The organism is uncultured Brachyspira sp. (genome assembly GCF_944388875.1).
In the GTDB taxonomy this organism is placed as follows: Bacteria; Spirochaetota; Brachyspiria; order Brachyspirales; family Brachyspiraceae; genus Brachyspira.
The window spans coordinates 283,848-308,988 of the sequence record NZ_CALXKQ010000001.1 but is presented as its reverse complement, the minus strand read 5'-3'; the positions used below and the strand labels follow the sequence as shown (position 1 = coordinate 308,988).

The 25,141-nt window shown below is 28.0% G+C and carries 23 protein-coding genes, 1 other RNA gene and 2 pseudogenes; 13 read left to right on the top strand and 13 right to left on the bottom strand.

Annotated elements, in window-relative coordinates; all coding sequences use genetic code 11:
* Positions 1–29 precede the first annotated feature (29 nt).
* The 7 genes from Q0J69_RS01440 (at position 30) to pta (ending at position 8,539) form a co-directional block, all read left to right on the top strand.
* Entirely contained in the window at positions 30–899 is an 870-nt protein-coding gene (locus Q0J69_RS01440) for a DMT family transporter (RefSeq protein ID WP_297203627.1), read from the top strand.
* Positions 900–1,241: 342 nt separating this feature from the next.
* The gene (gene argF, locus Q0J69_RS01435; RefSeq protein WP_297203625.1) at positions 1,242–2,240 is read left to right on the top strand and encodes an ornithine carbamoyltransferase; all 999 of its coding nucleotides are present in this window, start codon (positions 1,242–1,244) and stop codon (positions 2,238–2,240) included.
* 70 nt (positions 2,241–2,310) lie between these two features.
* Positions 2,311–3,231 (top strand): carbamate kinase, encoded by a 921-nt coding sequence (arcC, locus tag Q0J69_RS01430; RefSeq protein WP_297203623.1) that lies wholly within the window; start codon positions 2,311–2,313, stop codon positions 3,229–3,231.
* Between the two features lie 96 nt (positions 3,232–3,327).
* Entirely contained in the window at positions 3,328–4,482 is a 1,155-nt protein-coding gene (locus Q0J69_RS01425) for a serine/threonine protein kinase (RefSeq protein WP_297203621.1), read from the top strand.
* 179 nt (positions 4,483–4,661) lie between these two features.
* Positions 4,662–6,128 carry a sodium:solute symporter family protein gene (locus Q0J69_RS01420; RefSeq protein WP_297203619.1) on the top strand — a complete coding sequence of 489 codons (1,467 nt, stop codon included), beginning with the start codon at positions 4,662–4,664 and terminating at the stop codon, positions 6,126–6,128.
* A gap of 33 nt (positions 6,129–6,161) precedes the next feature.
* Complete coding sequence (gene arcA, locus Q0J69_RS01415; protein ID WP_297203617.1) at positions 6,162–7,382, top strand: arginine deiminase; 1,221 nt, start codon at positions 6,162–6,164, stop codon at positions 7,380–7,382.
* A 149-nt stretch (positions 7,383–7,531) separates the two neighbouring features.
* Positions 7,532–8,539, top strand: coding sequence for a phosphate acetyltransferase (pta, locus tag Q0J69_RS01410; RefSeq protein WP_297203615.1), 1,008 nt, complete (start codon positions 7,532–7,534; stop codon positions 8,537–8,539).
* 65 nt (positions 8,540–8,604) lie between these two features.
* On the opposite strand, the gene Q0J69_RS01405 is transcribed toward pta, so the two are convergent.
* From Q0J69_RS01405 to Q0J69_RS01395, 3 genes are all read right to left on the bottom strand, one after another.
* On the bottom strand, positions 8,605–10,047 hold the full coding sequence (locus Q0J69_RS01405; protein ID WP_297203613.1) for a hypothetical protein: 1,443 nt from the start codon (positions 10,045–10,047) through the stop codon (positions 8,605–8,607).
* A complete protein-coding gene (ptsP, locus tag Q0J69_RS01400) occupies positions 10,044–11,810 on the bottom strand; it encodes a phosphoenolpyruvate--protein phosphotransferase (protein ID WP_297203611.1) in 1,767 nt (588 codons plus the stop codon). The genes Q0J69_RS01405 and ptsP overlap by 4 nt, the downstream gene beginning before the upstream one ends.
* 228 nt (positions 11,811–12,038) lie before the next feature.
* Complete coding sequence (locus Q0J69_RS01395) at positions 12,039–12,755, bottom strand: 5'-methylthioadenosine/adenosylhomocysteine nucleosidase (RefSeq protein ID WP_297203609.1); 717 nt, start codon at positions 12,753–12,755, stop codon at positions 12,039–12,041.
* A gap of 316 nt (positions 12,756–13,071) precedes the next feature.
* On the opposite strand from Q0J69_RS01395, the pseudogene Q0J69_RS14205 reads away from it, so the two are divergent.
* Together Q0J69_RS14205 and Q0J69_RS01390 are read left to right on the top strand one after the other, a co-directional pair.
* Positions 13,072–13,203: pseudogene (locus Q0J69_RS14205) on the top strand (transposase); the annotation flags it as partial.
* A gap of 373 nt (positions 13,204–13,576) precedes the next feature.
* Entirely contained in the window at positions 13,577–14,524 is a 948-nt protein-coding gene (locus Q0J69_RS01390) for an alpha/beta hydrolase (protein WP_297203607.1), read from the top strand.
* Positions 14,525–14,920: 396 nt separating this feature from the next.
* On the opposite strand, the gene rnpB is transcribed toward Q0J69_RS01390, so the two are convergent.
* Positions 14,921–15,261: RNase P RNA component class A (rnpB, locus tag Q0J69_RS01385), an RNA gene on the bottom strand.
* A 391-nt stretch (positions 15,262–15,652) separates the two neighbouring features.
* Here rnpB and lepB point away from each other — a divergent pair.
* Positions 15,653–16,084 (top strand): annotated as a pseudogene (gene lepB / locus Q0J69_RS01380) (signal peptidase I); the annotation flags it as partial.
* A gap of 76 nt (positions 16,085–16,160) precedes the next feature.
* On the opposite strand, the gene Q0J69_RS01375 reads toward lepB, so the two are convergent.
* The 5 genes from Q0J69_RS01375 to Q0J69_RS01355 all read right to left on the bottom strand — a co-directional run bounded on the left by Q0J69_RS01375 (position 16,161) and on the right by Q0J69_RS01355 (position 19,066).
* Positions 16,161–16,454: an AzlD domain-containing protein gene (locus Q0J69_RS01375; protein WP_297203605.1), complete on the bottom strand. Its 294-nt coding sequence runs from the start codon at positions 16,452–16,454 to the stop codon at positions 16,161–16,163.
* Positions 16,444–17,160 carry an AzlC family ABC transporter permease gene (locus tag Q0J69_RS01370; RefSeq protein ID WP_297203603.1) on the bottom strand — a complete coding sequence of 239 codons (717 nt, stop codon included), beginning with the start codon at positions 17,158–17,160 and terminating at the stop codon, positions 16,444–16,446. The genes Q0J69_RS01375 and Q0J69_RS01370 overlap by 11 nt, the downstream gene beginning before the upstream one ends.
* 221 nt (positions 17,161–17,381) lie before the next feature.
* A complete protein-coding gene (locus Q0J69_RS01365) occupies positions 17,382–17,603 on the bottom strand; it encodes a hypothetical protein (protein ID WP_297203601.1) in 222 nt (73 codons plus the stop codon).
* A 30-nt stretch (positions 17,604–17,633) separates the two neighbouring features.
* Positions 17,634–18,272, bottom strand: a complete 639-nt coding sequence (locus tag Q0J69_RS01360; protein ID WP_297203912.1) for a patatin-like phospholipase family protein — start codon at positions 18,270–18,272, stop codon at positions 17,634–17,636.
* Positions 18,273–18,322: 50 nt separating this feature from the next.
* Positions 18,323–19,066 (bottom strand): copper homeostasis protein CutC, encoded by a 744-nt coding sequence (locus tag Q0J69_RS01355; RefSeq protein ID WP_297203599.1) that lies wholly within the window; start codon positions 19,064–19,066, stop codon positions 18,323–18,325.
* 489 nt (positions 19,067–19,555) lie between these two features.
* Between Q0J69_RS01355 and Q0J69_RS01350 the strand changes: the two genes are divergently transcribed.
* Positions 19,556–19,735, top strand: coding sequence for a hypothetical protein (locus tag Q0J69_RS01350; RefSeq protein WP_297203598.1), 180 nt, complete (start codon positions 19,556–19,558; stop codon positions 19,733–19,735).
* A 117-nt stretch (positions 19,736–19,852) separates the two neighbouring features.
* Positions 19,853–20,758, top strand: a complete 906-nt coding sequence (locus tag Q0J69_RS01345; RefSeq protein ID WP_297203596.1) for an Rpn family recombination-promoting nuclease/putative transposase — start codon at positions 19,853–19,855, stop codon at positions 20,756–20,758.
* Positions 20,759–20,906: 148 nt separating this feature from the next.
* Here the strand turns inward: Q0J69_RS01345 and Q0J69_RS01340 are convergent, their stop codons facing one another.
* From Q0J69_RS01340 to Q0J69_RS01325, 4 genes are all read right to left on the bottom strand, one after another.
* Positions 20,907–21,389: a glutathione peroxidase gene (locus tag Q0J69_RS01340; protein WP_297203594.1), complete on the bottom strand. Its 483-nt coding sequence runs from the start codon at positions 21,387–21,389 to the stop codon at positions 20,907–20,909.
* Positions 21,390–21,535: 146 nt separating this feature from the next.
* Positions 21,536–22,033: a thiol peroxidase gene (gene tpx, locus Q0J69_RS01335; RefSeq protein WP_297203592.1), complete on the bottom strand. Its 498-nt coding sequence runs from the start codon at positions 22,031–22,033 to the stop codon at positions 21,536–21,538.
* A gap of 103 nt (positions 22,034–22,136) precedes the next feature.
* Positions 22,137–22,796, bottom strand: a complete 660-nt coding sequence (locus Q0J69_RS01330) for an RluA family pseudouridine synthase (protein ID WP_297203590.1) — start codon at positions 22,794–22,796, stop codon at positions 22,137–22,139.
* 4 nt (positions 22,797–22,800) lie between these two features.
* Positions 22,801–24,534, bottom strand: a complete 1,734-nt coding sequence (locus Q0J69_RS01325) for a 6-hydroxymethylpterin diphosphokinase MptE-like protein (RefSeq protein WP_297203588.1) — start codon at positions 24,532–24,534, stop codon at positions 22,801–22,803.
* A gap of 145 nt (positions 24,535–24,679) precedes the next feature.
* Between Q0J69_RS01325 and Q0J69_RS01320 the strand changes: the two genes are divergently transcribed.
* On the top strand, positions 24,680–25,105 hold the full coding sequence (locus Q0J69_RS01320; RefSeq protein WP_297203586.1) for a response regulator: 426 nt from the start codon (positions 24,680–24,682) through the stop codon (positions 25,103–25,105).
* Positions 25,106–25,141 lie beyond the last annotated feature (36 nt).

Sequence of the window (25,141 nt, the reverse complement as noted above, 5' to 3'; positions counted from 1 at the left end):
CATTTTTAATATTAATCGGATTATAAAATATGGCTAATAAGGAAAGACTAGGTACTATTGGAATGTTTTTAACTGCATTAATTTGGGGCTATAGCTTTGTTGCAGTTAAAGTAGTTGTTCAGGAAATAGACCCTTTTTATCTTGTAGGATTTAGGAATCTTGCAGGCGGTATATTTTTATCAATTATATTTTTCAAAAAAATTATCAATGTAAAGAGAAAAGATATATTATTATCAATACCAGTAGGAATTGCTCTTTTCTTGGGTTTTTTCCTTCAAACAATGGGTACTAAATTTATCACAGCTTCAAAAGTAGCATTTTTTACAGGCTCTTATGTAATATTGCTTCCGTTTTTTACTTGGATTATGTATAAAAAAAGACCTCATATTGCAGCATTTATAGCAGCTATTATAACAGTAATAGGTTTATACTTATTAACATCATTTGACGGCATAGGTTCTATTAAAGCAGGCGATTTACTTGTTCTTTTATGTGCTGTGGTTTTTGCGGTGCATTTGATGCTTGTTGATAAAATACTTAATTATGTAGATAGTATTGTAATGTCAGCATTGCAGCTTATAATAGCAGGATTAATTTCTTTATCAATTGGTATTATTACATCAAGACCTTTTAATATAGATGCTGTATCCAGTGAAAGCATATATTCTCTTTCTTATTTAGCAATAGGTGCAACTGGTATAGCCTATCTATTACAAACAGTATCTCAAAAATATGTTGCTCCTAGCAAAGCTGGTATAATATTGAGTTTAGAATCATTTTTAGGAGCTTTGTGCGGTATTATATTTATGAAAGACCCTCTTACTGTTAATTTTGTTATAGGGGGTATATGTATGATGTCTGCTATATTTATATGTGAAATAGGCGGCAGTATAAAATAAATAGTAATTATTTTTTATTCTTTTATAGTATTCTATGGTATAGTATTAACATACGTATTTATAACTTAATTTTATTATTTTGTTAAATTATATTATTGTTTTTGTATAAGTTATTTACTATTTTGTATCTAAATTTTACAATATATATATTTTTTATTATCTTTATTAATTACTATTAATGATTATATATTCACATTTTATATTAAATTTTTCCTTTAATTGTTATCTTTGATATATTTTTTTGGTACTTTCTTGACAAGCAATTAAAAGTTTATATACTAGTTTTATGAATAATTAGATAATTAATTATTTCTTACAAATAAAACTAAATAGGGGTTAAACATGCCAGTAAATTTGAAAGGAAGAAATTTTTTAACATTAAAACATTTTACTCCTGATGAGATCGATTATTTATTAAATTTAGCTGCTGATTTGAAGGCTAAAAAAAGAGCAGGAATAAAAGGAAATCTTTTAGAAGGAAAAAATATAGTTCTTTTGTTTGAAAAAACATCAACTAGGACAAGGTGTGCATTTGAAGTAGCAACTATGGATGAAGGCGGCTGTGTTACATTCTTAGGTTCTAGTGATAGTCAGATGGGCAAGAAAGAATCTATAGAGGACACAGCCAAAGTTTTAGGTAGGTTTTATGATGGTATAGAGTTTAGAGGATTTAAACAAGAAACAGTAGAGATATTGGCTAATAATGCTGGAGTACCAGTATGGAATGGTTTAACAGACCTTTATCACCCAACTCAAATTCTTGCTGACTTTTTGACAGTAAGAGAATATGTTCCAAAACCATTTAATAAAGTGAAATTTGTATATGTAGGTGATGCTAGAAATAATATGGGTAATTCACTTATGATTGGTGCGGCAAAAATGGGAATGGAATTCTGGGGTATTGCTCCTAAAGAATTATGGCCTTCAGAAGATTTAGTAAAAGAAATGAAAGAGGTGGCAAAAGAAACAGGAGCTTCTCTTAATTTCAGCGAGAGTATAGAAGATGTAAAAGGAGCAGATGTTATTTATACAGATGTATGGGTATCTATGGGAGAAGAAGCACAATTTGAACAACGTATCAAATTATTGAAGCCTTATCAAGTAAATATGGATATGATTAAGAAAACAGGTAATCCTAATGTTATTTTCTTACATTGTCTTCCATCTTTCCACGATTTAAATACAACAACAGGTAAAGAAATACATGAAAAATTTGGCTTGAAAGAAATGGAAGTAACAGATGAAGTATTTAGAAGTAAATATTCAAGAGTATTTGATGAAGCAGAAAATAGAATGCATACTATTAAGGCAGTTATAGTAGCAACTATTGGTAAACTATAATTAAATAAATTTTAAGAATATTATAGTGGTAATGAGTTTGCCACTATAATATCAATTTATGGAGTAATAAATGGGAAAAATAGTAGTAGCATTAGGCGGTAACGCTTTAGGTAATAATCCAAAAGAACAGCTTGAAGCTGTAATAAATACAGCAAAGCCTATAGTAGATTTGATACAGGAAGGACATACCGTTGTTATTGCACATGGCAACGGACCTCAAGTTGGTATGATTAATTTAGCTTTTGATACAGCTTCTAATATACCAAATATGCCTTTTCCTGAATGCGGTGCTATGAGTCAAGGTTATATTGGTTATCATCTTCAGAATGCTATAAGCGAAGAATTGAGGCGTAGGAAAGTCAATAAGAATGTAGCTACAGTTATTACCCAAGTTGTTGTTGATAAAAATGACAAAGCTTTCCAAAATCCTACCAAGCCAATCGGCTCATTTTATTCAAAAGAAGAAGCAGAAGAACAAGCAAAAAAAACAGGCGATGTATTTAAAGAAGATGCAGGCAGAGGCTATAGAAGAGTTGTAGCTTCACCTTTACCAGTTGATGTTGTAGAAAAAGATACAGTAAAAACATTAATGGATGCTGGTACAGTTGTTATTACTGTAGGCGGAGGCGGAATACCTGTTTATGTTGATGGCGATAAATTAATTGGTATTCCAGCTGTTATAGATAAAGATTTTGCTTCAGCTAAGATAGCAGAAATACTAGATGCTGATTATTTGATAATATTGACAGCAGTAGAAAAAGTTGCTATTAATTTTGGCAAGTCTAATGAAGAATGGCTTTCAAAAATGACTATAGATGAATCTAAAAAATATATAGATGAAGGACATTTTGCTCCAGGTTCTATGCTTCCTAAAGTAAAAGCAGCTATGATGTTTGCAGAATCTAAATCAGGACGTAAGGCTTTAATTACCTCTTTGGAAAAAGCTGCAGATGGAATAGCAGGAAAAACAGGAACAATAGTTATAAAATAACTTTACTTTATACTGTCTAAAATTTTAGTACTTTACATTAGAAATAAATAGTTGTATAATCAATTATTTATATAAAAAAATAAAAAGGAGATCCATATGAAAATAGTTAATTCATGGAATGATTTTGATCCTTTGAAACATGTTATAGTAGGTAGAGCAGACAATTGTTGTATTGCACCTTCTGAACCTGCTTCAAAAGCTAAAGTACCGCTTAATAGTCCAATGCGAGGTATGACAGGTCCAAGACCATTGGATACAGTAGAAAAGGCTAATGCTCAATTAGATAACCTTTGCAAAATCCTAGAAAAACATGGAGTAAAAGTAGACAGACCTACTCCTATTCAGTGGAACCAAGCAGTAGTAACACCTCATTTTATGACAGGAAGTATGTTTGGATGTATGCCTCCTAGAGATGTACTTCTTACTATAGGAAGCGACATTATTTCAGCACCTATGTCTTTCAGATCCAGATACTTTGAATATTTGGCTTATTCACCAATATTAAGACAATATTTTGATGATGATCCAGAATTCAGATGGATATCAGCACCTCGTCCTGAACTTGGAGATGCCAGCTATGATATGCATTATTTTGACGGAAATGTAACTGAAGAAATCTTATTAGAAAGAACAGCAAAATTACACATGGTAACAACTGAGCATGAAATTCTATTCGATGCTGCTGATATTATGAGAATTGGTAAAGACTTGTTCTGTCAGCATGGTTTAACTACTAATAGAAAAGCTATGGAATGGTTAAGAAGACAATATCCAGACTTTAGAGTACATGCTGTAAACTTCCCTGGAGACCCTTATCCAATACACATTGATGCTACATTTGTTCCATTGAGACCTGGTTTGATAATTAATAACCCTACTAGAAAACTTCCTACAGAACAAAGAAAAATATTTGAAGCAAATGGTTGGGAAATTGTTGATGCTGCTCAGCCTGCTCACAAAGATCCTCCACCACTTTGTTATTCTAGTGTTTGGTTGTCTATGAACTGTCTTGTATTAGACCATAAAACAGTATTAGTAGAAGCTAGCGAAACTAATCAATTAGAGCAAATGGATAAATTAGGAATGAATGTTATTCCTGTTCCATTCCGTGATGCTTACCCATTCGGAGGCGGTTTACACTGTGCTACTGCTGACGTTTACCGTGAAGGAACATGTCAGGATTATTTCCCTAAGGCTGTTGATGATCCTACTCTTGTTACTTACAAAAAATGGGAAGTTAAAAAGTGGTAAAATAAATTAAAATTTTTTAGCGGGAGGTTAAAGCCTCCCGTTGTTTTTCAAGGAGTGTGAAATATGACTGGTTCTTGGTTAATGGATTATTTTATTTATGGGTGCGTTGTATTGGTTATTGTACCTATAATAGCTTGCGTTTTGAGGGCAATGAATAAGAATAAGGGAGGTAATAAATAATGACTGCTAACTGGATTATCTTTATACTATCTTCTTTAGCTCTTATAGGAGTTGGTTTTTGGTCTCAAATGAAAATTAAAAAAGGTGATGCTGGTGGTTCATCTGAAGGTTTTTTATTAGGAGCTAAATCTATAGGTGCATTTGTAGGTGCTGGTACTTTAATGGCTACAGGTTACAGCGGCTGGGGGTTTATTGGTTCTCCTGGTACAGCTTATGCTTATGGTGCTATAGAAGTATTTGCTAATTTCTTCTTTGCTCCTGCTATAACTTTCGGTACATTGTTTTTTGCCGGATTTATGAAAAGAAGAGCAGAAGAAAGCGGCGGTTTTACTGTTCCTGAATATATCTCTTCAACACACAGAGGTCCAAACGGACAGAAAAGAATTGTACATGGATTAGGCGGTTTAGCTACTTTTGTATTCTTATCTGTATACATAATAGGACAAATCAGAGCTGTTGGTTTGGTTGCTTCTCAATGGCTTGGTATTCCTGAACATACAGCTTCTATTATATTGATGATAGTTATCATTATATTTACAGTACAAGGCGGTTTGCTTGCAGTTGCTGTTACTGATACTATAATGTGTATGGGTATGGTTGTAGCTTCTTTAATAGTATACTTTACTATAGTTAAAGATATACCTTTATTGGAACTTATACAAAAAGTAGGTGAAATGAAACCTGAATTTATTAACCCAGAAAGTTCAGTTCCTTATGGTGAAGCTAAATACAGTGTATTTTTGGTATTTATTTATGCTTTCTTATTCACAACAACATTGCCTTATATGTCAGTTAGATTCTTATCATTCAAAGATAATGTTAATATACCATTAATGGCTCTTATAATGGCTCCTATAGGAATTATATTAAGTCTTATTCCTATAACAGGTCTTTATATGTTCTATAAACAACCTGGTTTGGCTAATCCAGACAGTGCTATGCCAGTATTCTTAACTACTTATTTACCGCCTGCAATTGAAGGACTTATAATATTGTTCATCTTGTTTGCGATGTTATCTACTATAAGCTCTGTATTACAGGCTTTGGCTTCAGCTCTTTCACACGATTTAATTGTTTCTATATCTGGAAATCCTGAGAAAAGCAGTCCATTAATTAATAGATTCGGAGTTATATTTACAGGCGTATGGGGTGTAATATTAACATATCTTGCTCCTCAAGGTATGTTAAATCAAATAGCTTATATAGGTACTGGCGGTTTGATAGCTATGTTTGTTGGTCCTATTATGATGAGACCTATTGTTAAAGCCAATATAACAGCTGCATTACTTTCTATGCTTGTTGGATTAATTACTAGTACAATATTTATATTAAAATTAAATGTTGGCTGGGTTGAAGCTCCTATACTTGCTGGTTTATTAGGCTCTATAGTTTATTTAGTAGCTGGTTTTGTTGGAAACGGTATGAAAAGATTCCCAGACGAGGATATTCAAACTAAAAAAGCTTAATAATAATAGGTGATATGATAAAAGGAGAATTTTATGGACAACGGTTTAAATGTTTATTCTGAAATTGGAAAATTAAAAACTGTGTTATTACACAGACCATATCTCGAATTAGAAAATCTAGTTCCTGATATACTTGAGAGATTATTATTTGATGATATACCTTATTTAGATGCGTCTATTGAAGAACATGATGCTTTTGCTAAAATTTTAAGAGATAATGGGGTAGAAGTATTGTATTTGGAAGATTTGGCTGCTGAGAGTATATCTGATTCTAAGGTAAGAGATCAGTTTATTATGGACTTTGTTGATGATTTGAATGCTTATGGTAAAAAGAAAGACTTATTATTAAAGTTTTATTCCGATATCAAAGATAATAAACAGCTGGTATTGAAGATGATGTCTGGTGTAAGGAAAGATGAGATTAGCGGATATATAGGAAGTTTTTTTGATGTGTTTGATCCAGATTATCCTTTTGCTGTTGATCCTATGCCTAATTTATACTTTACTAGAGATCCGTTTGCTATTATAGGTAATGGCGTATCTTTAAATCATATGCGTACTGTAACACGTAACAGAGAAACATTATTTGGTAAGTATACTTTTGAATATAACCCTAGATTTAAAGGAAAAGAAGTTCCTATGTGGTATAAGAGAAATGATACTACATCTATAGAGGGCGGCGATGAATTGATACTTTCTAAAGAGCTGCTTGCTATTGGTATTTCTGAACGTACTGATGCTGAATCTGTTCAAAAACTTGCTGTTAACTTATTTGATGCTAATACTTCTTTCAAAACTGTATTGGCATTTAATATTCCTAAAAAACGTGCTTTCATGCATCTTGATACAGTATTTACTATGATTGACAGAGATAAATTTGTAATGCATCCTGAGATTGAGGGACCTTTAACTACTTATGCTATTACTAGAGGTGAAAATGGGGATATATCTATTAAAGAAGAAACAATGGATGTCGACAAAACTTTGGCCAAATATTTAAAATTGGATAAAGTTACAATTCTTAAATGCGGAGGTAATGATTTGATTGCTGCTTCTAGAGAACAGTGGAATGACGGATCTAATACTTTGGCCATTGCTCCTGGAGAAGTTATTGTTTATTCTAGAAATACTGTAACTAATAAAGTATTGCAGGATGCTGGAATAAAAACTCATATAATGCCTTCTGCTGAATTATCAAGAGGACGCGGAGGTCCTAGGTGTATGTCTATGCCATTTAATAGAGAAGATTTATAATTTTATAAGTTTATTATAAGGCACCTGCTATTTTTATAGCGGGTGCTTTTTTTATATAAAAATAATACATATTATGGGTATATGTTTGCAAAATTATTATTTATGCATTAAAATATAATTGTAATTTTATTTTAAAGAGGTTTTTTATTATGGCATCATTTATGGACAATTTAAAAGAAAAAGTTAAAACTAATCCTAAAACTATAGTTCTAGCTGAAGGGTATGATGAAAGACATGTTAAGGCAGCTGTTATACTAAAAAGAGATCAATTAGCTAAGGGTGTAATATTGGTAGGAGATACTGCAAAAATAGAGGCTTTAGCAAAAGAAAATTCATTAGAATTAGATGGAAATTTTGCTAAAATTTTTGACCCTAACAAAGATTCTAAAACAGAAGGCTATATAGAAATGCTATTTAAAGCTAGAGAGAAAAAGGGTATGACTAAGGATCAAGCTAAGAATTTAATAATTAATAACTCTGTTTATACAGGTGCTGCAATGCTTGCTTCTAACGATGCTGACGGTATGGTTGGAGGTGCCGTTTATGCAACTGGAGAAATGCTTAGAGCTGCTTTATTTTTAATTGGTCTTAAAAAAGGTATTAAAACATTATCTTCTACATTCTTTGTGGAAAGTCCTGATAAAAATTTATTTAGTAATGGTATAGCTTGTTTTGCTGATTGTGCTGTTATACCTGATCCTACTGCTGAACAGCTTGCAGATATTGCAGCTTCAACTGCTGAGTCTTATAGAACTATGACTGGAATAGAACCTAAAGTTGCTTTGCTTTCATTTTCTACTAAAGGTTCTGCTGAACATGAAACTGTTGAAAAAGTAAGAGAGGCTAAAAAAATATTAGATTCACGCAATGTTAATTTTGCTTATGACGGAGAGATGCAGTTTGATGCTGCTATGGTAGAAAAAGTTGCACTTCAAAAAGCTCCTGGTTCTCCTATTAAGGGGGATGCTAATGTATTTGTATTCCCAGAATTGAATGCAGGAAATATTGGATATAAAATAGCTCAAAGAGTAGGTAAATGTACTGCTATAGGTCCTATGCTTCAAGGTATTGCTAAACCTGCTAATGACCTTTCAAGAGGATGTTCTGCTCAGGATATTGCTGATTTGGCTGTTTTAACTTCATTACAAGCTGAATAATAAAATTTATTATAATTAAGAAAGGCCGTCAAATAATTGGCAGCCTTTTTATATTTTATAATTTTTTAGTCTACACTGTATTCTGCCTCACTATCCCCGCTTATAACAAATCTATAAGGGTTAGTAGGCAGTATTTTTATCAAGTAGTTATATAATAATGTTGAACTTTGAAGTACATTATTATTTGTATTGTAATAAAAATATTTTGGATAATCTAATACATAATTATAATACGGATTACTCTTAGAACTTACCAATTCTCCTATTTTATTGTTAACCTTCCATAAGAAATACACTGATTTATCTGTGAAATAATTGGTTTGAGGATTATTTAGTACATAGGAAAAGAAATCTGATGCTTTTAAATAATCATAATTTTTATAACAATTCATGGCAGACCTGTAATTATCAAATATATCTTCTATATATTTTATATTATTAGTCATATATCTTGCATAACTCCATCCTACTATAGGACCGTAGTATGTATCATATTTTACTAATGCCCAGTTTTCATTCTCCCTTGTTTTAGTATTGTATACATTAGTTCTCTTTAATATGCTTACAAAATCATAATTATATAATCTATAAAGCTCTTTTTCTCCTGTACTTACTGCTGGTATTCTATCTCTTATTATAACACCATTTCCTATAACATAATTAGGTTCTTCATATTCGGCTTTTATATCATCTATTCTGTTTCTTACAATTTTTATTATTTCATCATAATTTCTCTTTTCTTCTGCTGTTAATTGAAACTGCCAAGTATCTGGAAAGTATGATTTATTATTTAGTATATTTTCCTGAAGTATGCTTGTTCTGTATCTGTCTGAAAATCTTTTTAGGTAGCTTACATTTGTTATAAATTTATATTTATCATTTGAAGTTTCTATATTGCTGAATCTATGTCTTATACTAAAATAGTATGCAAAGTCTTTAAGAGGAAAAGCACTTTCTTCATCCTGAAGTATTCTGTCAAATGTATATCCGTTAAAATAATATTTTCCGTCTTTCACTACAATACCAAGCTGACGGTATATATTTGTTAAAGAAGTATTTACATTTGTAACAGCATCATCATTATTTTCTTCTCCTTCTACTATACCTTCTGATAATAATTGCTTGTAAAATTGTTCTATATAATTAGGATCATTTTCTACCATATATATTAAAGCCTGACCTAATAGATAGGAAGCCTCGCTTTCATAATAACTTGAAGGGTATGTGAATAAGAATCTTGCTAGGGTTTCAAAACCTTCTTTATAGTTTGATGACAGTATTTGATTTCTTCCAGTAATAAATGCCGTTAATTCATTGTACGGCGATTGAGCATTTTCTTCTTCTGATTTGGGTAAATTTTTTAAAAAATCACTTAAAGAACCATAATCTTCTGTTTTTTCTATTGTTTTTAACTTTTGATACTCATTTAATGAATTTGCAACCTTACATGACTGCAATAATATTATGAATAATACAGAAATAATAGTGTTTAATAAAATTCTCTTCATTCACTTATACCTTTATAATTTTTTACATTTATTCTTTTTATAAAACTATTTAAAATAGATTTAGAAAAATTATTGTCGCATTTATTAAGCATTTCATTAACTAGATTTTCACATTCTTTTATACTTATGCTTCTAATAATATTTTTTATTTTAGCTATTGATGTAACTGACATTGATAATTCTCTTATACCAAGTCCTAATAATATAGGAGTATATGCTCCCACACTTCCCATTTCACCGCATAATGTTATAGGTTTGTTTGCCTTTTTAGCTGTTTCTATTACATTTTTTAAAGTTCTTAAAACTGATATGTCTATAGGATTATAAAGATAACTTAACTTTTCATTTGTTCTATCGCATGCCATCAAATACTGTACTAAATCATTTGAACCTATTGATAAAAAATCAGCCTCTTTTACTAATAAATCTATTATAACAGCAGCTGATGGTGTTTCTATTAATACTCCTATTTTTATATTTTCATTAAACTCTTTTTTTTCTTTTCTTAATTCATCTTTTATATTTTCTATAAATTTTTTAGTTTCTATAAATTCTTCTAAAGTACTTATCATAGGAATCATTATTTCTATGTTCCCATAATGAGATGCTCTTAACAATGCTTTTATTTGATCTTTAAATACCTGTCTATTGGATAAACAAAATCTTATAGCACGCCATCCTAAAAATGGATTATCTTCTTTGAAATCTAATCCTAAAGCAGGAGTCATTTTATCTCCGCCTATATCTAAAGTTCTTATTATTACTCTGCCTTTCATTTTAGATGCTATTCTTTTGTACACGCTAAACTGCAGTTCTTCGGTAGGTAATGTTGTAGCACTATCTTCTTCTGAAAATATATACAAAAATTCTGTTCTATATAATCCGATGGAATTTATACCATGTTTTAATACATTTTCTGTTTCTTCGGGTATATCTATATTAGCATGTATCTTTATTTCTATATTATCCTTTGTTACAGCATCTTCTTTTGCATCTATTATAGATTGTTCTTTAAATTGCTTTATATTTTCTGATAGAATAGTATAATTTTTTATATCCTTTTCACTTGGATTCATTATTACTATACTGCTTCTGCAATCTATTATAATTTTTCTGCCGTTTTTTATTTTGTTTGAAATGTCTGCTATATTAAATATCGTTGTTATTCCAAATGACTTTGCAAGTATTGCTGCATGCGAAGTATATCCTCCGCTTTCTATGATAAAGCCATTAACACCTATACTGTTAAATTTTAAAACATCACTTGGAGTTAAAGTTTTTGCTATTACTATACTGTCTGGAGGAACTTGAGAATAATCTCCTGAATTGGGCTGTATTAAATTTCTTATAAGTCTTGATTTTATATCTACAATATCGCTGGTTCTCTCTGACAGCATTTTATTATTTATTTTAGATAATTTATCTAAATATCCTGAAATTATAGTATCATATATATATTCTACATTAAATAGTTTTAATTTAACCTCATCCTTTACCTGTCTTATTATAACATTATCTTCAAGCATAAGTATATGCATGGCTAATATATTTTTTATATTATTATCCACATGCTTTTGTAATTCCTGTATTTCTAATTTAGATTTTTTTATAGCCTCATCGAATCTTTTATATTCTTCTTCTATATCATCTTCTTCTATTTTATATACAGGCGTGCTTAATGATGCCGTGTATAAGAATGAGTTTCCTATTGCAACATCATCTCCGACTCCATTTCCATTTAATATTGTTCTTTTATCAGGCATTGAAGCTCCAATATTATGTTAATATAATTATGTTAATTAATAGTACAGATTATATTACAAATGTAAAATATTTTCAATAGTAAATTTGTATATATATATAACAATAAGTTTTATGACTCTTATTTGATATTATATATTTCCTAGTCGTTTATATATTATTTATTATAAAGTTAGCTGACAATCTTATTTATTTGATTATCAGCTTTTTGTTTATCAGTATTAAAATTTTTATTTCATATTTTCAAGCATTTCTACTACTATTTTCATAGAGTTCTGAGCTGATTTTACAACAAATTTAGGAAAATCTACTACCGCATCACTGTCAGCTTTATCAGATAATGAACGTATAACTACAAAAGGCACTTTATACATCAAAGCAGCATGAGCTACAGCAGCTCCTTCCATTTCTATAGCACCTGCTTTAAACTTATTATGTATCTGCTTAACTTTTTGATTATTACCTACAAACTGATCTCCTGTAGCTATAGTGTCAATATATATTTTATTATCAGTAATCACTTTTTGTGCAGATTCTTTTGCTAATTGTATTAAAGAAGTATCAGCAGGATAATAATTTTTATCATAGCCTTTTACAAGCACAGTAAGTTCATCTCCGTCTAAATCGCTTGTATCAAAATCATGCTCTATTAAATCTTTTGATATCACTATATCAGATATATCATAATCTGGATTTCCAGAACCAGCAACACCTGTAAATATTATTTTTTCTACATTAAATCTTTCTATAGCTATAGTTGTAGCAATGGCGGCATTAACTTTCCCTATTCCAGATTTTAATAATACTACATTTTTTCCGCATAATACTCCTTTATAATAAGTAATATTAGCTATTTCAATTTCTTCTATATTTTCTATCATACCTTTAAAATTGGTTATTTCAGAATCCATAGCTCCTATTATAGCTATTCTTTTTACTTCAGACATAAAATAATCTCCTCAAAATAATATAATAGGTAACATTATATATTAAAAATATTTTTTTATAAACTTATTATTTTATTTTTTATTATAAATATAATACTTAATTAGTTTATACCTAAACAAATATAGTTTATAAATTTTGACCAATTTATTAATATAATGATAAGTTATAAATAGTAAAGTATTACTAATTATTTATAAAATAAGTTTTAAATGTATGATAATACCTCTATTTTAGTCAAAAAATGCAGTCTTTCCGCATAGTGAGGCATTAACACCGAGCAGATGCCTTGCCTACAGTATACAGAGCAACGAAGTACATAACTTTGACCAAAAAAAATTTTATGACTTTTGTAATCAGGAATTAACTTTAGAGAAAGCTAATCTGAAATTAAGAAAATATAACAATTTTTGGGACTATAAACACATACATTCTGATGCAAAATTATAGCACACCGCTTGTTTACTTTAATAAATTAAGGAATACTTAAATGCAATATATCAGACTACCATACATTTTATTTAGAGCACATTTATGTTTTATAATACAGCAATTTTGGAAATTATATACAAACTACACCATAATATATAATTAAAAATTTTTTATTTTAGTTATTGACATTTTTTAAAAATAGGTAAAAACTAAACTTATTTAATATAGTTGGAAATAGCGGGAATTTAAACCTAGTATATATATCTTCAAAAAAAAATTTGAGCAGGGACACACAAAAGAGGAAAGATGTAACTAGGAATATAGACATTAACTGCCTTATAGGTGAAAGACATATATAAGTCCCGCAATTTTGTACTAAATGGAAATATTTATGAAAAACTACAAAGACTTTTATGAAGAGTATATAAAAGTAAACGGAATAGAGCATTATCTTATTCATTATTATAGAAAGTCTGATAAGACTATAATATTTCTGCATGGAGGTCCTGCACAATCTGAGGCTCATTTTTTATATATAACAGAAAATTATAAAAGCTGCTATAATTTGATTTATTATGACCAAAGAGGAGCAGGTAGAACTCAAATAAAAAATAATACTAAAACAAAAGATATTACCATTGAAAATCTAATAGAAGACTTAAAATGCATAATAGATTATGTCAGAATAAAATACAAAAGTGATAATATAATTTTGCTTGGACATTCTTGGGGGACTGTTTTGGGTATTGAGTTTATAAAAAAGTATCATAATTATGTTTCAGCTTATATAGGAATGGGGCAAGTTGTTAACTTTCTTAAAGGAGAAAAGACAGCATTTACTCATTGTTTTGAAATAGTAAAAAACTCAAAGTCGAAAAAATACATAAAAAAAATGGAAGAGATGAGAGACTATCCTTTTAATATAGATAAAGATAATATTTGGAAAGCTGTAATGAAATTTAGAATTATACAAGTAAAATACGGATTGGCAGGCTATCATGAAGGAACTCTAAAGCTTATGAATATTATAAGAAAGAGTCCTATATTTTCTTTGAAGGATCTTTTTGCATATATTTCAGTTTTGAAAGTTAATAAAAATCTTTTGGATTATCTTATAGATTTTGATATAAGTTCTTATAAGAGTTTTAAAATACCTATATTTTTTATATGCGGTTCTCATGATTGGCAGGTTCCAACTATAGAAGTAAAAAAATATTTTGAAACGATAATATCTCCAGAAAAAAATATATTTATAGTTGAAAATGCGGGGCATCTGCTTAATATAGAAAATGTTCAAGATTATAATATTATACTAAACGACGTAGCAGACAGAGTATAAATATAAATAGCTGTAATAAATCTAAAAAACAAAATATAATAATGAATATAATAAACAGATACATGAACATAATTGTATTAGTTTGTAATTATCTATAATTTAAGATAAAAAGTATTACATATTTTTTATTTTATATAATCTGCTCTCACCTAAGTTATTTATTACGAATGTACGATGCTTCATTTTGTCAGTTAAAATATTGGTTTTAATTATGTTTGAAATGGAAAAGAGAAGAGGTGAACATTACAGATAGTATTTTGATTTTTCATTAGAAAAAGTGTAGAAACTTGAAGTAAGACATGAGAATAATAAAATAATAATAGATAATAAATATTAATATATAATCTACTTGTTTAGGATAATATTTTATATGTGTAAGATATTTTTTTATTATAAAAAGTAAGCGGAGCTATAAGCCGTATTCTGTCATTTAAGGTAAACATTTATCTTGATATTATATCACTATAATATTCTAGCGAGCTACCTGAAACTTAGGAAAAGGGCAATCCGTTTCTGTTTGCTCTTGCCTCTCATGGGGTTTACACTGCCATTCATGTCGCCACAAATGCGGTATGCTCTTACCATGCCTTTTCACCCTTACCAAATTGGCGGTATATTTTCTGTTGCACTTTCCATAGGCTTTCGCCTTCAAGCCGTTAGCTTGCATGATGCCCTTTAGAGGTACGGACTTTCCTCAGTATTAGTTACTTAAATACCGCGTTTACCCGCTCCGCATGCCGATTACTCTATTATAAAAATAATAAAATGTCAATCATAATTTGTATTTAATTAAAAAATTTAATACCGCACGCTAAATAAAACAACAAATATAAATTAAGTTATAATACATAATATTACTAATATTAAAAAAATTATTAACCGTGCGTTTAGTTAATTATAAATCTAATCAAAACTTGGGCGGGAATGCTTTTTTGTTTGAAGCAGTAAGGAAATAAAGATTAAAATTGAAAACAAAATAATAAAGATATAGGGCGGGGTGTGTAAATAATTTTTTATATTAAATTAGTTGCTTTTTTATTGTTGATTATTATACTCAATATATGAATACAGAAATCATTGAAAACACATTTGAAAGAGAATTTATAATTATTAAATGTACACTTATCATATATTGTTACAAATAAATCTATGGAACTTACATTTCTGGAAGGGGATCAAATACTGTTATTAAAAAGAAATTTTATATTTAACGGCATAAAAAATTTTGATGTTATTGTATTTAATTATGAAGACAGTAATCTAGTAAAAAGGGTAATAGGTGTAGAAGGTGATAAGGTTGAAATTAAAGCCGGCGGTTTATATTTGAATGATGAGCTTATAGAACATGAATATTATATTTTTTCTAATGAAGATGATGGACTATATTTAGTAGGAAGCAATCAATATTTTGTATTGGGGGATAATATAAAGGTAAGTGAGGACAGCAGGTATTTCGGACTTATAGATAAAAAGGATATAAAAGGGCAGGTTATACTTATATTCAGCCCTAAAAAAAGATTTCAATTATTCAGCAACATATTTCATAAATATAATGAATGACACTATAAATTTAATATAACTAAACTTAATACTTTTATCAATTATACAAATATTACCTGAACCAAAAACATATAAATTATAGTTCCAGCCCTATACTTAACAATACATTTCTTTTTAATATATGAAGTATTATTATAACTGCTATAGAAATTAACTCTGGAATGGCATAAGGAAATTTAAGAATATTAATATCTTTTAAACAGTATATTACAAGAAGAGATATCATAGAGTATGGAAGCATTTTTCCTAAAAACTTTATATATTTGCTTTCTGATAATGATTTGTTTATTATAATGAATGGAAGAAATCTTAAAAAAGCAGTTCCTATCACAATCATTGAAGCTGTTATAAATATTTCTTTATTGTTCATGTATTTTTACATTTTCATTATATTTATAAATAATGCTTATAGCTATAAATATTAATATCATGGCAAGTATTATAAATATATTAGTTTTAAATATTAAAATAGGTACAGAGCATACAAGTCCAATTAAAGCACCTTTATGATCTTTACTGTCAAGCCATTGTTCTGTAAATATCACAACAAATAAAGCCGTTAAAACAAAATCAAGCCCCTTTGTATTAAAAGTTACAAATGAGCCTATCAAGCATCCTAACAATGTGCCTATATTCCAATAGCAGTAATTTATAAAAGACACGAAAAACAGAAATAATTTTTTATTGATATTTGAAGGTATATTAGCAGAACATAATATTGAGAAAGTTTCATCGCTTAATGAGAATATAAGGAATGGTTTTAATATTCCAATTCCTTTATATTTAGAAGCCATAGATATTCCGTAAAATGCCACTCTTGAATTAACCATTAATGTAAGTATAAGAGCATACAGAGGATTAAAAGGTGCTAAAAACAAATAATTAATAGCCGTATACTGCATACTTCCGCAATAAGCAAATAAACTTAAAAATACAGCAAGAGAAGTATCAAGTCCTTTTGCTTTCATAAGTACACCATAAGCCATACCTAAAAAAATATAGCCTATAAGAACAGGTATAGTAAAAGGAAATGCATATTTTAATGATGATATTAATTCATGTTTTCTATTATTCATTTGTTCATTACTAATAAAGTTAATTCACTGAAAATTATTAACAACAATAATATAAAAAATATTTATGTCAATATATATTTATTAAAAATAACCTAAATAGCAGCATTTTGCATTCTCATATCCATGCCTTAAAATCATATCAAAGTTCTCTTCATTAGGACTTGATAATGTAGTTTTATAATCTTTTACTTTTTGACAATTTTCTTCTGTATCATAATTTTTTATAATCTCTTTTTTTTATCTTTATCGAGTGATGACATATTTAATATTTTTGAAGCATGATTTCCTATTTTTACATATATTCCATTTTTATTTCTCGATACAAAATCAAAGTAGCTTCTAGTCCTTAAAGCATCTACCTGACTCATAGAAATATCTAAAAGTCTTTTAATATCCATTTTTCCTACGGCATACTTATCATTAAAACTAGAAGCATTTGCCACAACAGTAAAGTTGATATTATCTTTGAATTCTCAGCCATTATCCATTTTATATATAGCTTCAAGTCCTAAATTATCATAAACTCCGCCGTCCCATAGATATATATATTTAGGGATATTTTTTATTTCCTTGCCTTCATTGTCTATCCATTTTCTATTTTCTGTACTAAATTTCTGCATTCCTACTAATATTGGAAAAGCGGCCGAAAAAGCAGTAGCCATAGATATATCATAGTTTAAATCTTCAGTATATCCCAATTCATAATCTCCTATATGTTTTTGTGAGAAAGAAAATCTTTTTACTGTTTCTACAGTTGCGGCATTTATAGACCATCTTGGAGTTTTTAACAAGTCTGAAATTTTACCGTTCATATTCCAATATTTTTTCATATTATATGAAATTATTTCTGGTTTTTTAAATATTTTTGATGGGTGAAAAATCAAAGAAAAAATAGATGTTTTTTCTATATCTTTTTTCATAACAGCATTTTTGATTTTTTTTAATACATTATTATATTCTTTACTGCTTGGGAATTTATTATTATTAAAAGAATATACCAAAGCTATTGATATGCTTGCCCCAGATACAGTTGATATATGTTCTATATTCTCTAAAGCATTTTCCTCTGCAAGCCATTTTAATACACCTAAATGAAATATGGCAGCTCTTATTCCGCCTCTATTTTTTTATCATTTAAAGCCATAAAATTACTCCAAAATTATTATATTTTTGATTTTATATTTTTTACCTTTTTTTCATCTGTATATTGTACACTAAACTCTGAAGCTCTTAAAGTTGCCCCCATAAATACATTTTCATTTCTGTATTGCATTACGCTTTCAACTGTTTTGTTTGCTGTCATGTGATATTCATTAGCTTTTAGAGTGTCTTTTATATACTCAATATTTCTTTCATTTATTCCGCTTCCTGGCATTATTATTATTTTATCATTATATTTTGAAACTAATTTTTTTAATTTTATTATACCGTTCATAACATTAGCCTCGCCTCCAGAAGTAAGTATTCTCTCAAAACCAATGGATATTATATCTTTACAAGACTCATTTAAATCACAGCTTACATCTATTGCCCTATGAAAAGTAGCTTTACTGCTTCCCCATAAATCTAATAGTTCACTGCATCTTTCTTTATCAACTTTTCCTTCTTTTGTGAGTATGCCGAATACTATGCCGTCAATTTTTAATTTTTTCATAAGTTTTATTTCTCTTTTCATTATTTCAAATTCAATGTCATCATAGCAGAAATCTCCGCCCCTAGGACGCACCATTGCATATATTGGTATATTTACTTTTTCTCTTGCTAATTCTAAGACTCCGAAACTAGCTGTTGTGCCTCCCTCAAACATATTTCCGCAAAGCTCAAGTCTGTCAGCTCCTCCTTTTTCAGCATTTATACAGGACTTTACGGAATCAACACATATTTCTATTTTTATATTTTTATTCATATCTATAACTCTTTTATAATTATTTAAATTGTCAAATTAATTAAAATCTATTTTATAATACTCTCTATATCTATTTAATAATAAGAACTCGGCTTATTAAAAGATATTTACACTGCTAAATATAATGTACTTATCTGCTTTTTTAGATGCCACTAATATAACAAATCATTTATTTTGTATAAGTACCATATTACATATAATATAACTATTAATAAAAAGTCTTATATAGATTGATATTATAAATACAATTGTATTAATTTCAAATACATATAAGCGGATAAATGGCTAAAAATACCGCCTAATTGTCTGCTTTTTATTATAATAATTCAAGAATTTAGTTTAAAAATAAATAATGCTCAGTTAAATAATATTGATTTAATGTTTTACAAGCGGTACAGAATATGATGGAGTAGCAATAATGTCAAATTTTTCATTATATATTAATAAAAAGATTGACTTTATCATGACAGCGATAAATTTAGAAAAACTTTGCAAAGCGAAATTAGCAAATATTATAAAGAAATTGGAGAAGATAACTTTACTATTGATGTAATAAATAAATCTGATAGTTATTATGCTGAAACTTTAATGTCTGCAGGTGTTTCAATTACAAAAGTATACGATAGTATTAGGATGCATAATCATTTGTACTTCCGCATGCTGTTATAGCACTTTATGATTTTGAAAAATTAAAGCCTTATTTAAAAAAGAATATTTATTGATTATTTTATTAAATAAAAACTATTAAACTTTGACAAATTGAAATGTTTTTAGTATAATTAAACTATGAAAGAGATTAACAGACTTAATGATTTATTTGTACGATATCTGATTGGTACTGAAGGTGATGAAGATATATTAGAAAATATTGTTAATGCTGTTTTAAATGATGTAGGTTTTGAGTCTGTAAGTAATCTTCAAATTATTAATCCTTATAATTTGCCAGAAAATGAAAATTTAAAAGAGTCTATACTTGATGTTAAAGCAAAAACTAAAGACGGTAAAAAAATAATTATTGAAATACAGCTTGTAGGAAATAATAACTTTATAAAAAGAATACTATATTACATAGCTAAAAATATAGCTTCTGAATTAAAAGAAAATGAAGATTATATTAATGTAAGCCAGATGATAAGTATTAGTTTTATAAATTTTAATTTAAATATAAGTAGTGAAACTGATATAAAAAAAGAACATAAATGTCTTCAATTATCAGATATTAATAATCCTACTCTTAAGTTAGATGCTTTTCAGATACATTTTGTAGAGATTAAAAGATTTGTAGAAATATTAAAAAATATTAGTATAGATGATTATAATAAAAATAAACTTTTATCTTGGATTGACTTTTTTACAACTAAAGATTTAGAAAAAAATATTAAGAAACTTATAGGAGGTAATATTATTATGCCTAAAGTAATAGATAAATATAAAAGATTCGTAGCTGATGAAAAAGAAATGTCAGCCTATAATGAAAGAGATGCTTTTCTTTATGGACAGGCAGTAATGCTTCAATATGAAAGAGAAGAGGGAAAAAAAGAAGGTATAGATATAGGTTTTAAGAAAGGTATAGAACAAGGTAAAAGGCAGCAGCAGATATCTATAGCTAAAAGTTTAAAAAATTCAGGCATAGACATAAAAATTATAAGCGAAAATACAGGATTAAGTATAGAAGAAATAGAAAAATTATAATAAAAAATTTGTGAGTACCTGATACCTGTAAGAATGTCATTGTCTTTAGCAAACAAGTTTTTTATAATTAAATAAATAATTTTTTCTAAATCAATAACTTTTAAATAAAAAAGAGCTTTTATATATAAAAGCTCTTAACTTTTATTTATTATTTTTTTACAAGTTCGCCTACTATCTCATCAAGCTCTTCAGGCTTTACTCTAGGATCATAACGTCCTACTATATTTCCTTGTCTGTCTATTAAAAACTTACCGAAGTTCCATCTTATTTTTTCAATGCCTTCTTCAGTAGGCTTTTCTGCTTTCAAATAAATAAATAAAGGATCAGCATTTTTACTATTAACTTTTACTTTGTCGAATAGTTTGAATGTTATGCCAAATTTTTCTTTTCTAAACTCAGCAATCTCCTCTATAGGTTCTTTAGCCTGACCTCCGAATTGATTGCATGGGAAGTCTAATATTTCAAAACCTTCTTTTTTGTATTTTTTATATAAGTCCTGCAATGCTGGATACTGTTTTGTAAATCCGCATTTAGTTGCAGTATTCACTATTAGTAAAACTTTGCCTTCATATTTTTTTAATTTAACGTCCTTGCCTTCAGCATCTTTTACGGTGTAATCGTATATGCTCATATTAATATCCTCCATAACCTTACATCAACTTTACATTGAGCAAATTATAAATTAGTTTTATTATATATGCAAACATAATGTAAAGAAAAAAGGCATACCTTTTAAAGATATGCCTTTATATTATAATTTTATAATTTAATTAAAAATTATAAAAGAGCTTTAGCAGCTTTTAAAGCAGCATCATAATCAGGTTCATTAGTGATTTCTGGAACGTATTGTACGTATTTAACAGTATTGTCTTTGTCAAGTACGAATACAGCACGAGTTAAAAGCTGTAATTCTTTTAATAAAGTACCGAATTTTCTTCCGAAATCTTTTTGATTGTAGTCAGAAGCTACGATATGTGAACTAGCATTAGCAGCAGCACACCATCTAGCTTGAGCGAAAGGTAAGTCTACTGACACTGTTACAACTGTTACTCCAGGAAGAGCAGCAGCTTCTTTATTAAATCTTTTAGTTTGTACATCGCATACAGGTGTATCCAAAGATGGTACAGATGATATGATTTTTACAGTATTGCCTGCATCAGAAAGTTTCCATGGGCTTAAATCTGTTTTTTCTACTGTAAAATCCAATGCTTTTGAACCAACTGATAATTGAGCACCTTCTAAATTTTGTGTTGCACCTTGAAATGTAACTGTCATTTTTCTACTCCTTCAATATTATTTTAATAATAAAAATAATTATTATCTTTTTTAAAGAAAATATATAATTATTAGGAAAAAAGTCAATAAAAAAAAGAAATTATTATGTTCTTTTTGATTGTTCTAATAGTTTAAGCCTTATTAAGAACTCTTTATTATATTTTACTGTGATTTTTATGTCTTTTTTTGTGATAGGATGAATAAAATTTATCTCTTTAGCTATTAAAGCAAAACCTTTCATTTTGTAAATACCAGCATTTTTTGAATATATTTTATCACCTATTATAGGATGCCCTATATATGAAAGATGTACTCGTATTTGATGTGTTCTTCCAGTTACAGGCTTTAATTCCACTAAAGTGTGTTCATTAAGTTTTTTTAATATCTTATAGTATGTTACAGCAGCCTCTCCTCCGTCTTTAATAGATAAAGGAATCCTTTTATTAGGATTTTTTTTGTCAATACCTATTGATATATCTATACATCCGCTTTCTTTTCTTATAGTGCCTTCTGTTATAGCATGATATATCTTATTAATTTTTCTTTCTTTAAAAGCCTTTTCAAAGTAGATTTTAGTATTTTCATCTTTTGCAAGTATTACTATTCCTGATGTGTATTTATCTATTCTATGAACTAAATATAAATTGTTTATACGATTATATTGTTCTTTTAATTTTTTTATTAAACTTTCATCAACTTCTATTTCGGCACTTTTATTGACTGCCAATATATATTCGTCTTCATATATAATTTCTAACTTCATAATTTTATAGTTTTTTTATTATTATAGATATTCTTGTAATAAAGTAGTTTATATTTCTTAAACTTTCCATTAATAAAAATATAAGTTTTTCTTTATTATCTCTTTCTCCTCTTTCACACATCATAATTGAGGCAGAAAGTATAGTTTTTAATATGCTCACTTTATTTTGATATTCTTTTATTATGTTTATAGTGTCAGTATATATATTATCTATATTATCAGGGTTATTATTCAAGTTGTTATATATATTTAGTATGATATTTCTAAACTCTTCTAATGTGCTTATTAAATTTATATATGCTTCTTTAATATTTTGACTGCCGTTTTCTTTAAATAGATTATTTGCTATATTTAATGCTTTTTCTTTTGCATTGTTTTGCTGAAAGTCATTAATATTTCCTTCGTCAATAGAATCTATTTTAACAGCTTCATAAGTTAATCTTTTTATTTTCATATTTGAATATTTATTTTTGAAATCATTAAAATACTCTATTTGACTTTCAAATATAAATTCTGTAGGCGGATAATTATCTATATTTGTATTGTTTCTTATAGTATTGAAATAGTAAGATTCATAAGTTTTTAATTTATTAATTTTGTTTACCATATATTCATAAGATAATGCATGCTTTATATGTCTTTGATAAAAAGGATAGCTGTTGTCAAATCCTATTAAAAGAACCTCTTGCAAACCTAAATAGTATGCAAAATCAATCATAGTTGTTGCTACAGTATTTGATGTTGTTAAATGTGATATCGATGCGAATTCTTTTATATATTCCATAATTCCTAAGTTATCAGTTGAAGTAAATCTTATAATTTTGGACTTGCTATTAATATTTCTAGGTATTATTTTATTGCATGCCATATCCATTACCAGATATGGAAAACTATTATTTTCATAAACAAAATCTAATGAATTAAAAAAACCTCCATCAACTGTTACAACAAAATCTGGCACTATACCATGTTTACATAATACACTATAGCTTGTATCAACACATATTATTAAAAAATTATCTCTTTCTTTTTTTATAATTTCTATGCTATGTTTTAATGTAGGACCTGGACATATTAATAATGCTTTTAACATTTTGAATGCATTTTTTAATATAGATATATCAGCAGAGTTTTTAATAAATTCGCTGTTGAATATTATATTTTTAGTCCATATATTTTCAAAATACATATTTGTGAATATATTAGATATTTCTTTTTCCATATCCGCAAGTATTTCACTATAAAAATTATTTGCATTCTCTTTTTCTTCTTTTGTGAGAGAAGGCAGTATCACCAAATTAATACCATTTATACTCTTATAATCTATTAATTGATTTACATAATCTATAGAATCATCTTTATATATAAAAAATACATTCTTGTTATCGGTATTATATATATTATAATATGAATATTTGAACAGTTTAGCATCTTCAATAACTATAACTATTTTCAATGTTTGAGTAGTTTTCTGATTAAAGTAATCATTTATATTTTCAAGCAGAAATTTCAGAATGTACCCGAGTCCATAGCCGTATATTATTAGGAGGTTTTTATTTTTATTAATTTTCTCTAGAGATTTTCGGCATTCATTGTTTATATTATATTTACTATGTACAGCCCTTCCATTTTTAGAAATAGTTATTATTCCGTCTTTATTTTTTTCTATCAAGTAGGAAGAGTCCAAATCTGTATTTTTTTCTTGTATTAAACTATGCAGTTTAGCTGATATATTCATTCAATTATAATAACAAAAAATGTATAAAAATCAAATTACTGAACAAAAAATATTTTTTTTCTTTAATTTTTATAAAAAATAATTGACAATATCAGCAAATTTTATAGATTTAATAGTATGAAAAATATTTTGGGGTATAATTAATATGAGCAGTAGTCCATTAGGAATTAATATCAAAACAAATCAGCCTTATAAAGTTATGGTTATAGATGATTCTAGCACTATACGTATGGCAGAGAAGAAAATACTTTTATCTGAACAATTTGAGGTTATGCTGGAATCTGATGGGGCAATGGATGCTTTAAAGAAATTAAAAGAGGCAGAGGAGAAGCCTGATATTATAATGATAGATTTTGAAATGCCGCAGATGAATGGGGTTGATTTATTAAAGAGGATAAGAGCTTTAGATGTTGATTCAAAAATAATAGTAGTTACATCCTATGCTAATAAGGGTGTTTTGATGGAATTTTTAAAACTAAAAGTAGAAGGATATGTTGTTAAACCTGTTCAGCGTCAAACTGTTGTTGAGCATCTAGCTAAAGTTTTAGGCAGAGAGGATTATTTAAAATAATTGCTTTTTGTATTATAATCCTTATTATAAATTAAT

Coding starts and splice junctions, on each gene's coding strand:
- Q0J69_RS01340 (WP_297203594.1), bottom strand. CDS start 21,389: ATGAGCATATACGATTACACCGTAAAAGATGCTGAAGGCAAGGACGTT.
- Q0J69_RS01425 (WP_297203621.1), top strand. CDS start 3,328: ATGAAAATAGTTAATTCATGGAATGATTTTGATCCTTTGAAACATGTT.
- Q0J69_RS01440 (WP_297203627.1), top strand. CDS start 30: ATGGCTAATAAGGAAAGACTAGGTACTATTGGAATGTTTTTAACTGCA.
- tpx (WP_297203592.1), bottom strand. CDS start 22,033: ATGACAGTTACATTTCAAGGTGCAACACAAAATTTAGAAGGTGCTCAA.
- pta (WP_297203615.1), top strand. CDS start 7,532: ATGGCATCATTTATGGACAATTTAAAAGAAAAAGTTAAAACTAATCCT.
- Q0J69_RS01330 (WP_297203590.1), bottom strand. CDS start 22,796: ATGAAGTTAGAAATTATATATGAAGACGAATATATATTGGCAGTCAAT.
- Q0J69_RS01370 (WP_297203603.1), bottom strand. CDS start 17,160: ATGAATAATAGAAAACATGAATTAATATCATCATTAAAATATGCATTT.
- arcA (WP_297203617.1), top strand. CDS start 6,162: ATGGACAACGGTTTAAATGTTTATTCTGAAATTGGAAAATTAAAAACT.
- Q0J69_RS01320 (WP_297203586.1), top strand. CDS start 24,680: ATGAGCAGTAGTCCATTAGGAATTAATATCAAAACAAATCAGCCTTAT.
- Q0J69_RS01375 (WP_297203605.1), bottom strand. CDS start 16,454: ATGAACAATAAAGAAATATTTATAACAGCTTCAATGATTGTGATAGGA.
- Q0J69_RS01390 (WP_297203607.1), top strand. CDS start 13,577: ATGAAAAACTACAAAGACTTTTATGAAGAGTATATAAAAGTAAACGGA.
- argF (WP_297203625.1), top strand. CDS start 1,242: ATGCCAGTAAATTTGAAAGGAAGAAATTTTTTAACATTAAAACATTTT.
- arcC (WP_297203623.1), top strand. CDS start 2,311: ATGGGAAAAATAGTAGTAGCATTAGGCGGTAACGCTTTAGGTAATAAT.
- Q0J69_RS01395 (WP_297203609.1), bottom strand. CDS start 12,755: ATGTCTGAAGTAAAAAGAATAGCTATAATAGGAGCTATGGATTCTGAA.
- Q0J69_RS01420 (WP_297203619.1), top strand. CDS start 4,662: ATGACTGCTAACTGGATTATCTTTATACTATCTTCTTTAGCTCTTATA.
- Q0J69_RS01355 (WP_297203599.1), bottom strand. CDS start 19,066: ATGAATAAAAATATAAAAATAGAAATATGTGTTGATTCCGTAAAGTCC.
- Q0J69_RS01405 (WP_297203613.1), bottom strand. CDS start 10,047: ATGAAGAGAATTTTATTAAACACTATTATTTCTGTATTATTCATAATA.
- Q0J69_RS01345 (WP_297203596.1), top strand. CDS start 19,853: ATGAAAGAGATTAACAGACTTAATGATTTATTTGTACGATATCTGATT.
- Q0J69_RS01325 (WP_297203588.1), bottom strand. CDS start 24,534: ATGAATATATCAGCTAAACTGCATAGTTTAATACAAGAAAAAAATACA.
- ptsP (WP_297203611.1), bottom strand. CDS start 11,810: ATGCCTGATAAAAGAACAATATTAAATGGAAATGGAGTCGGAGATGAT.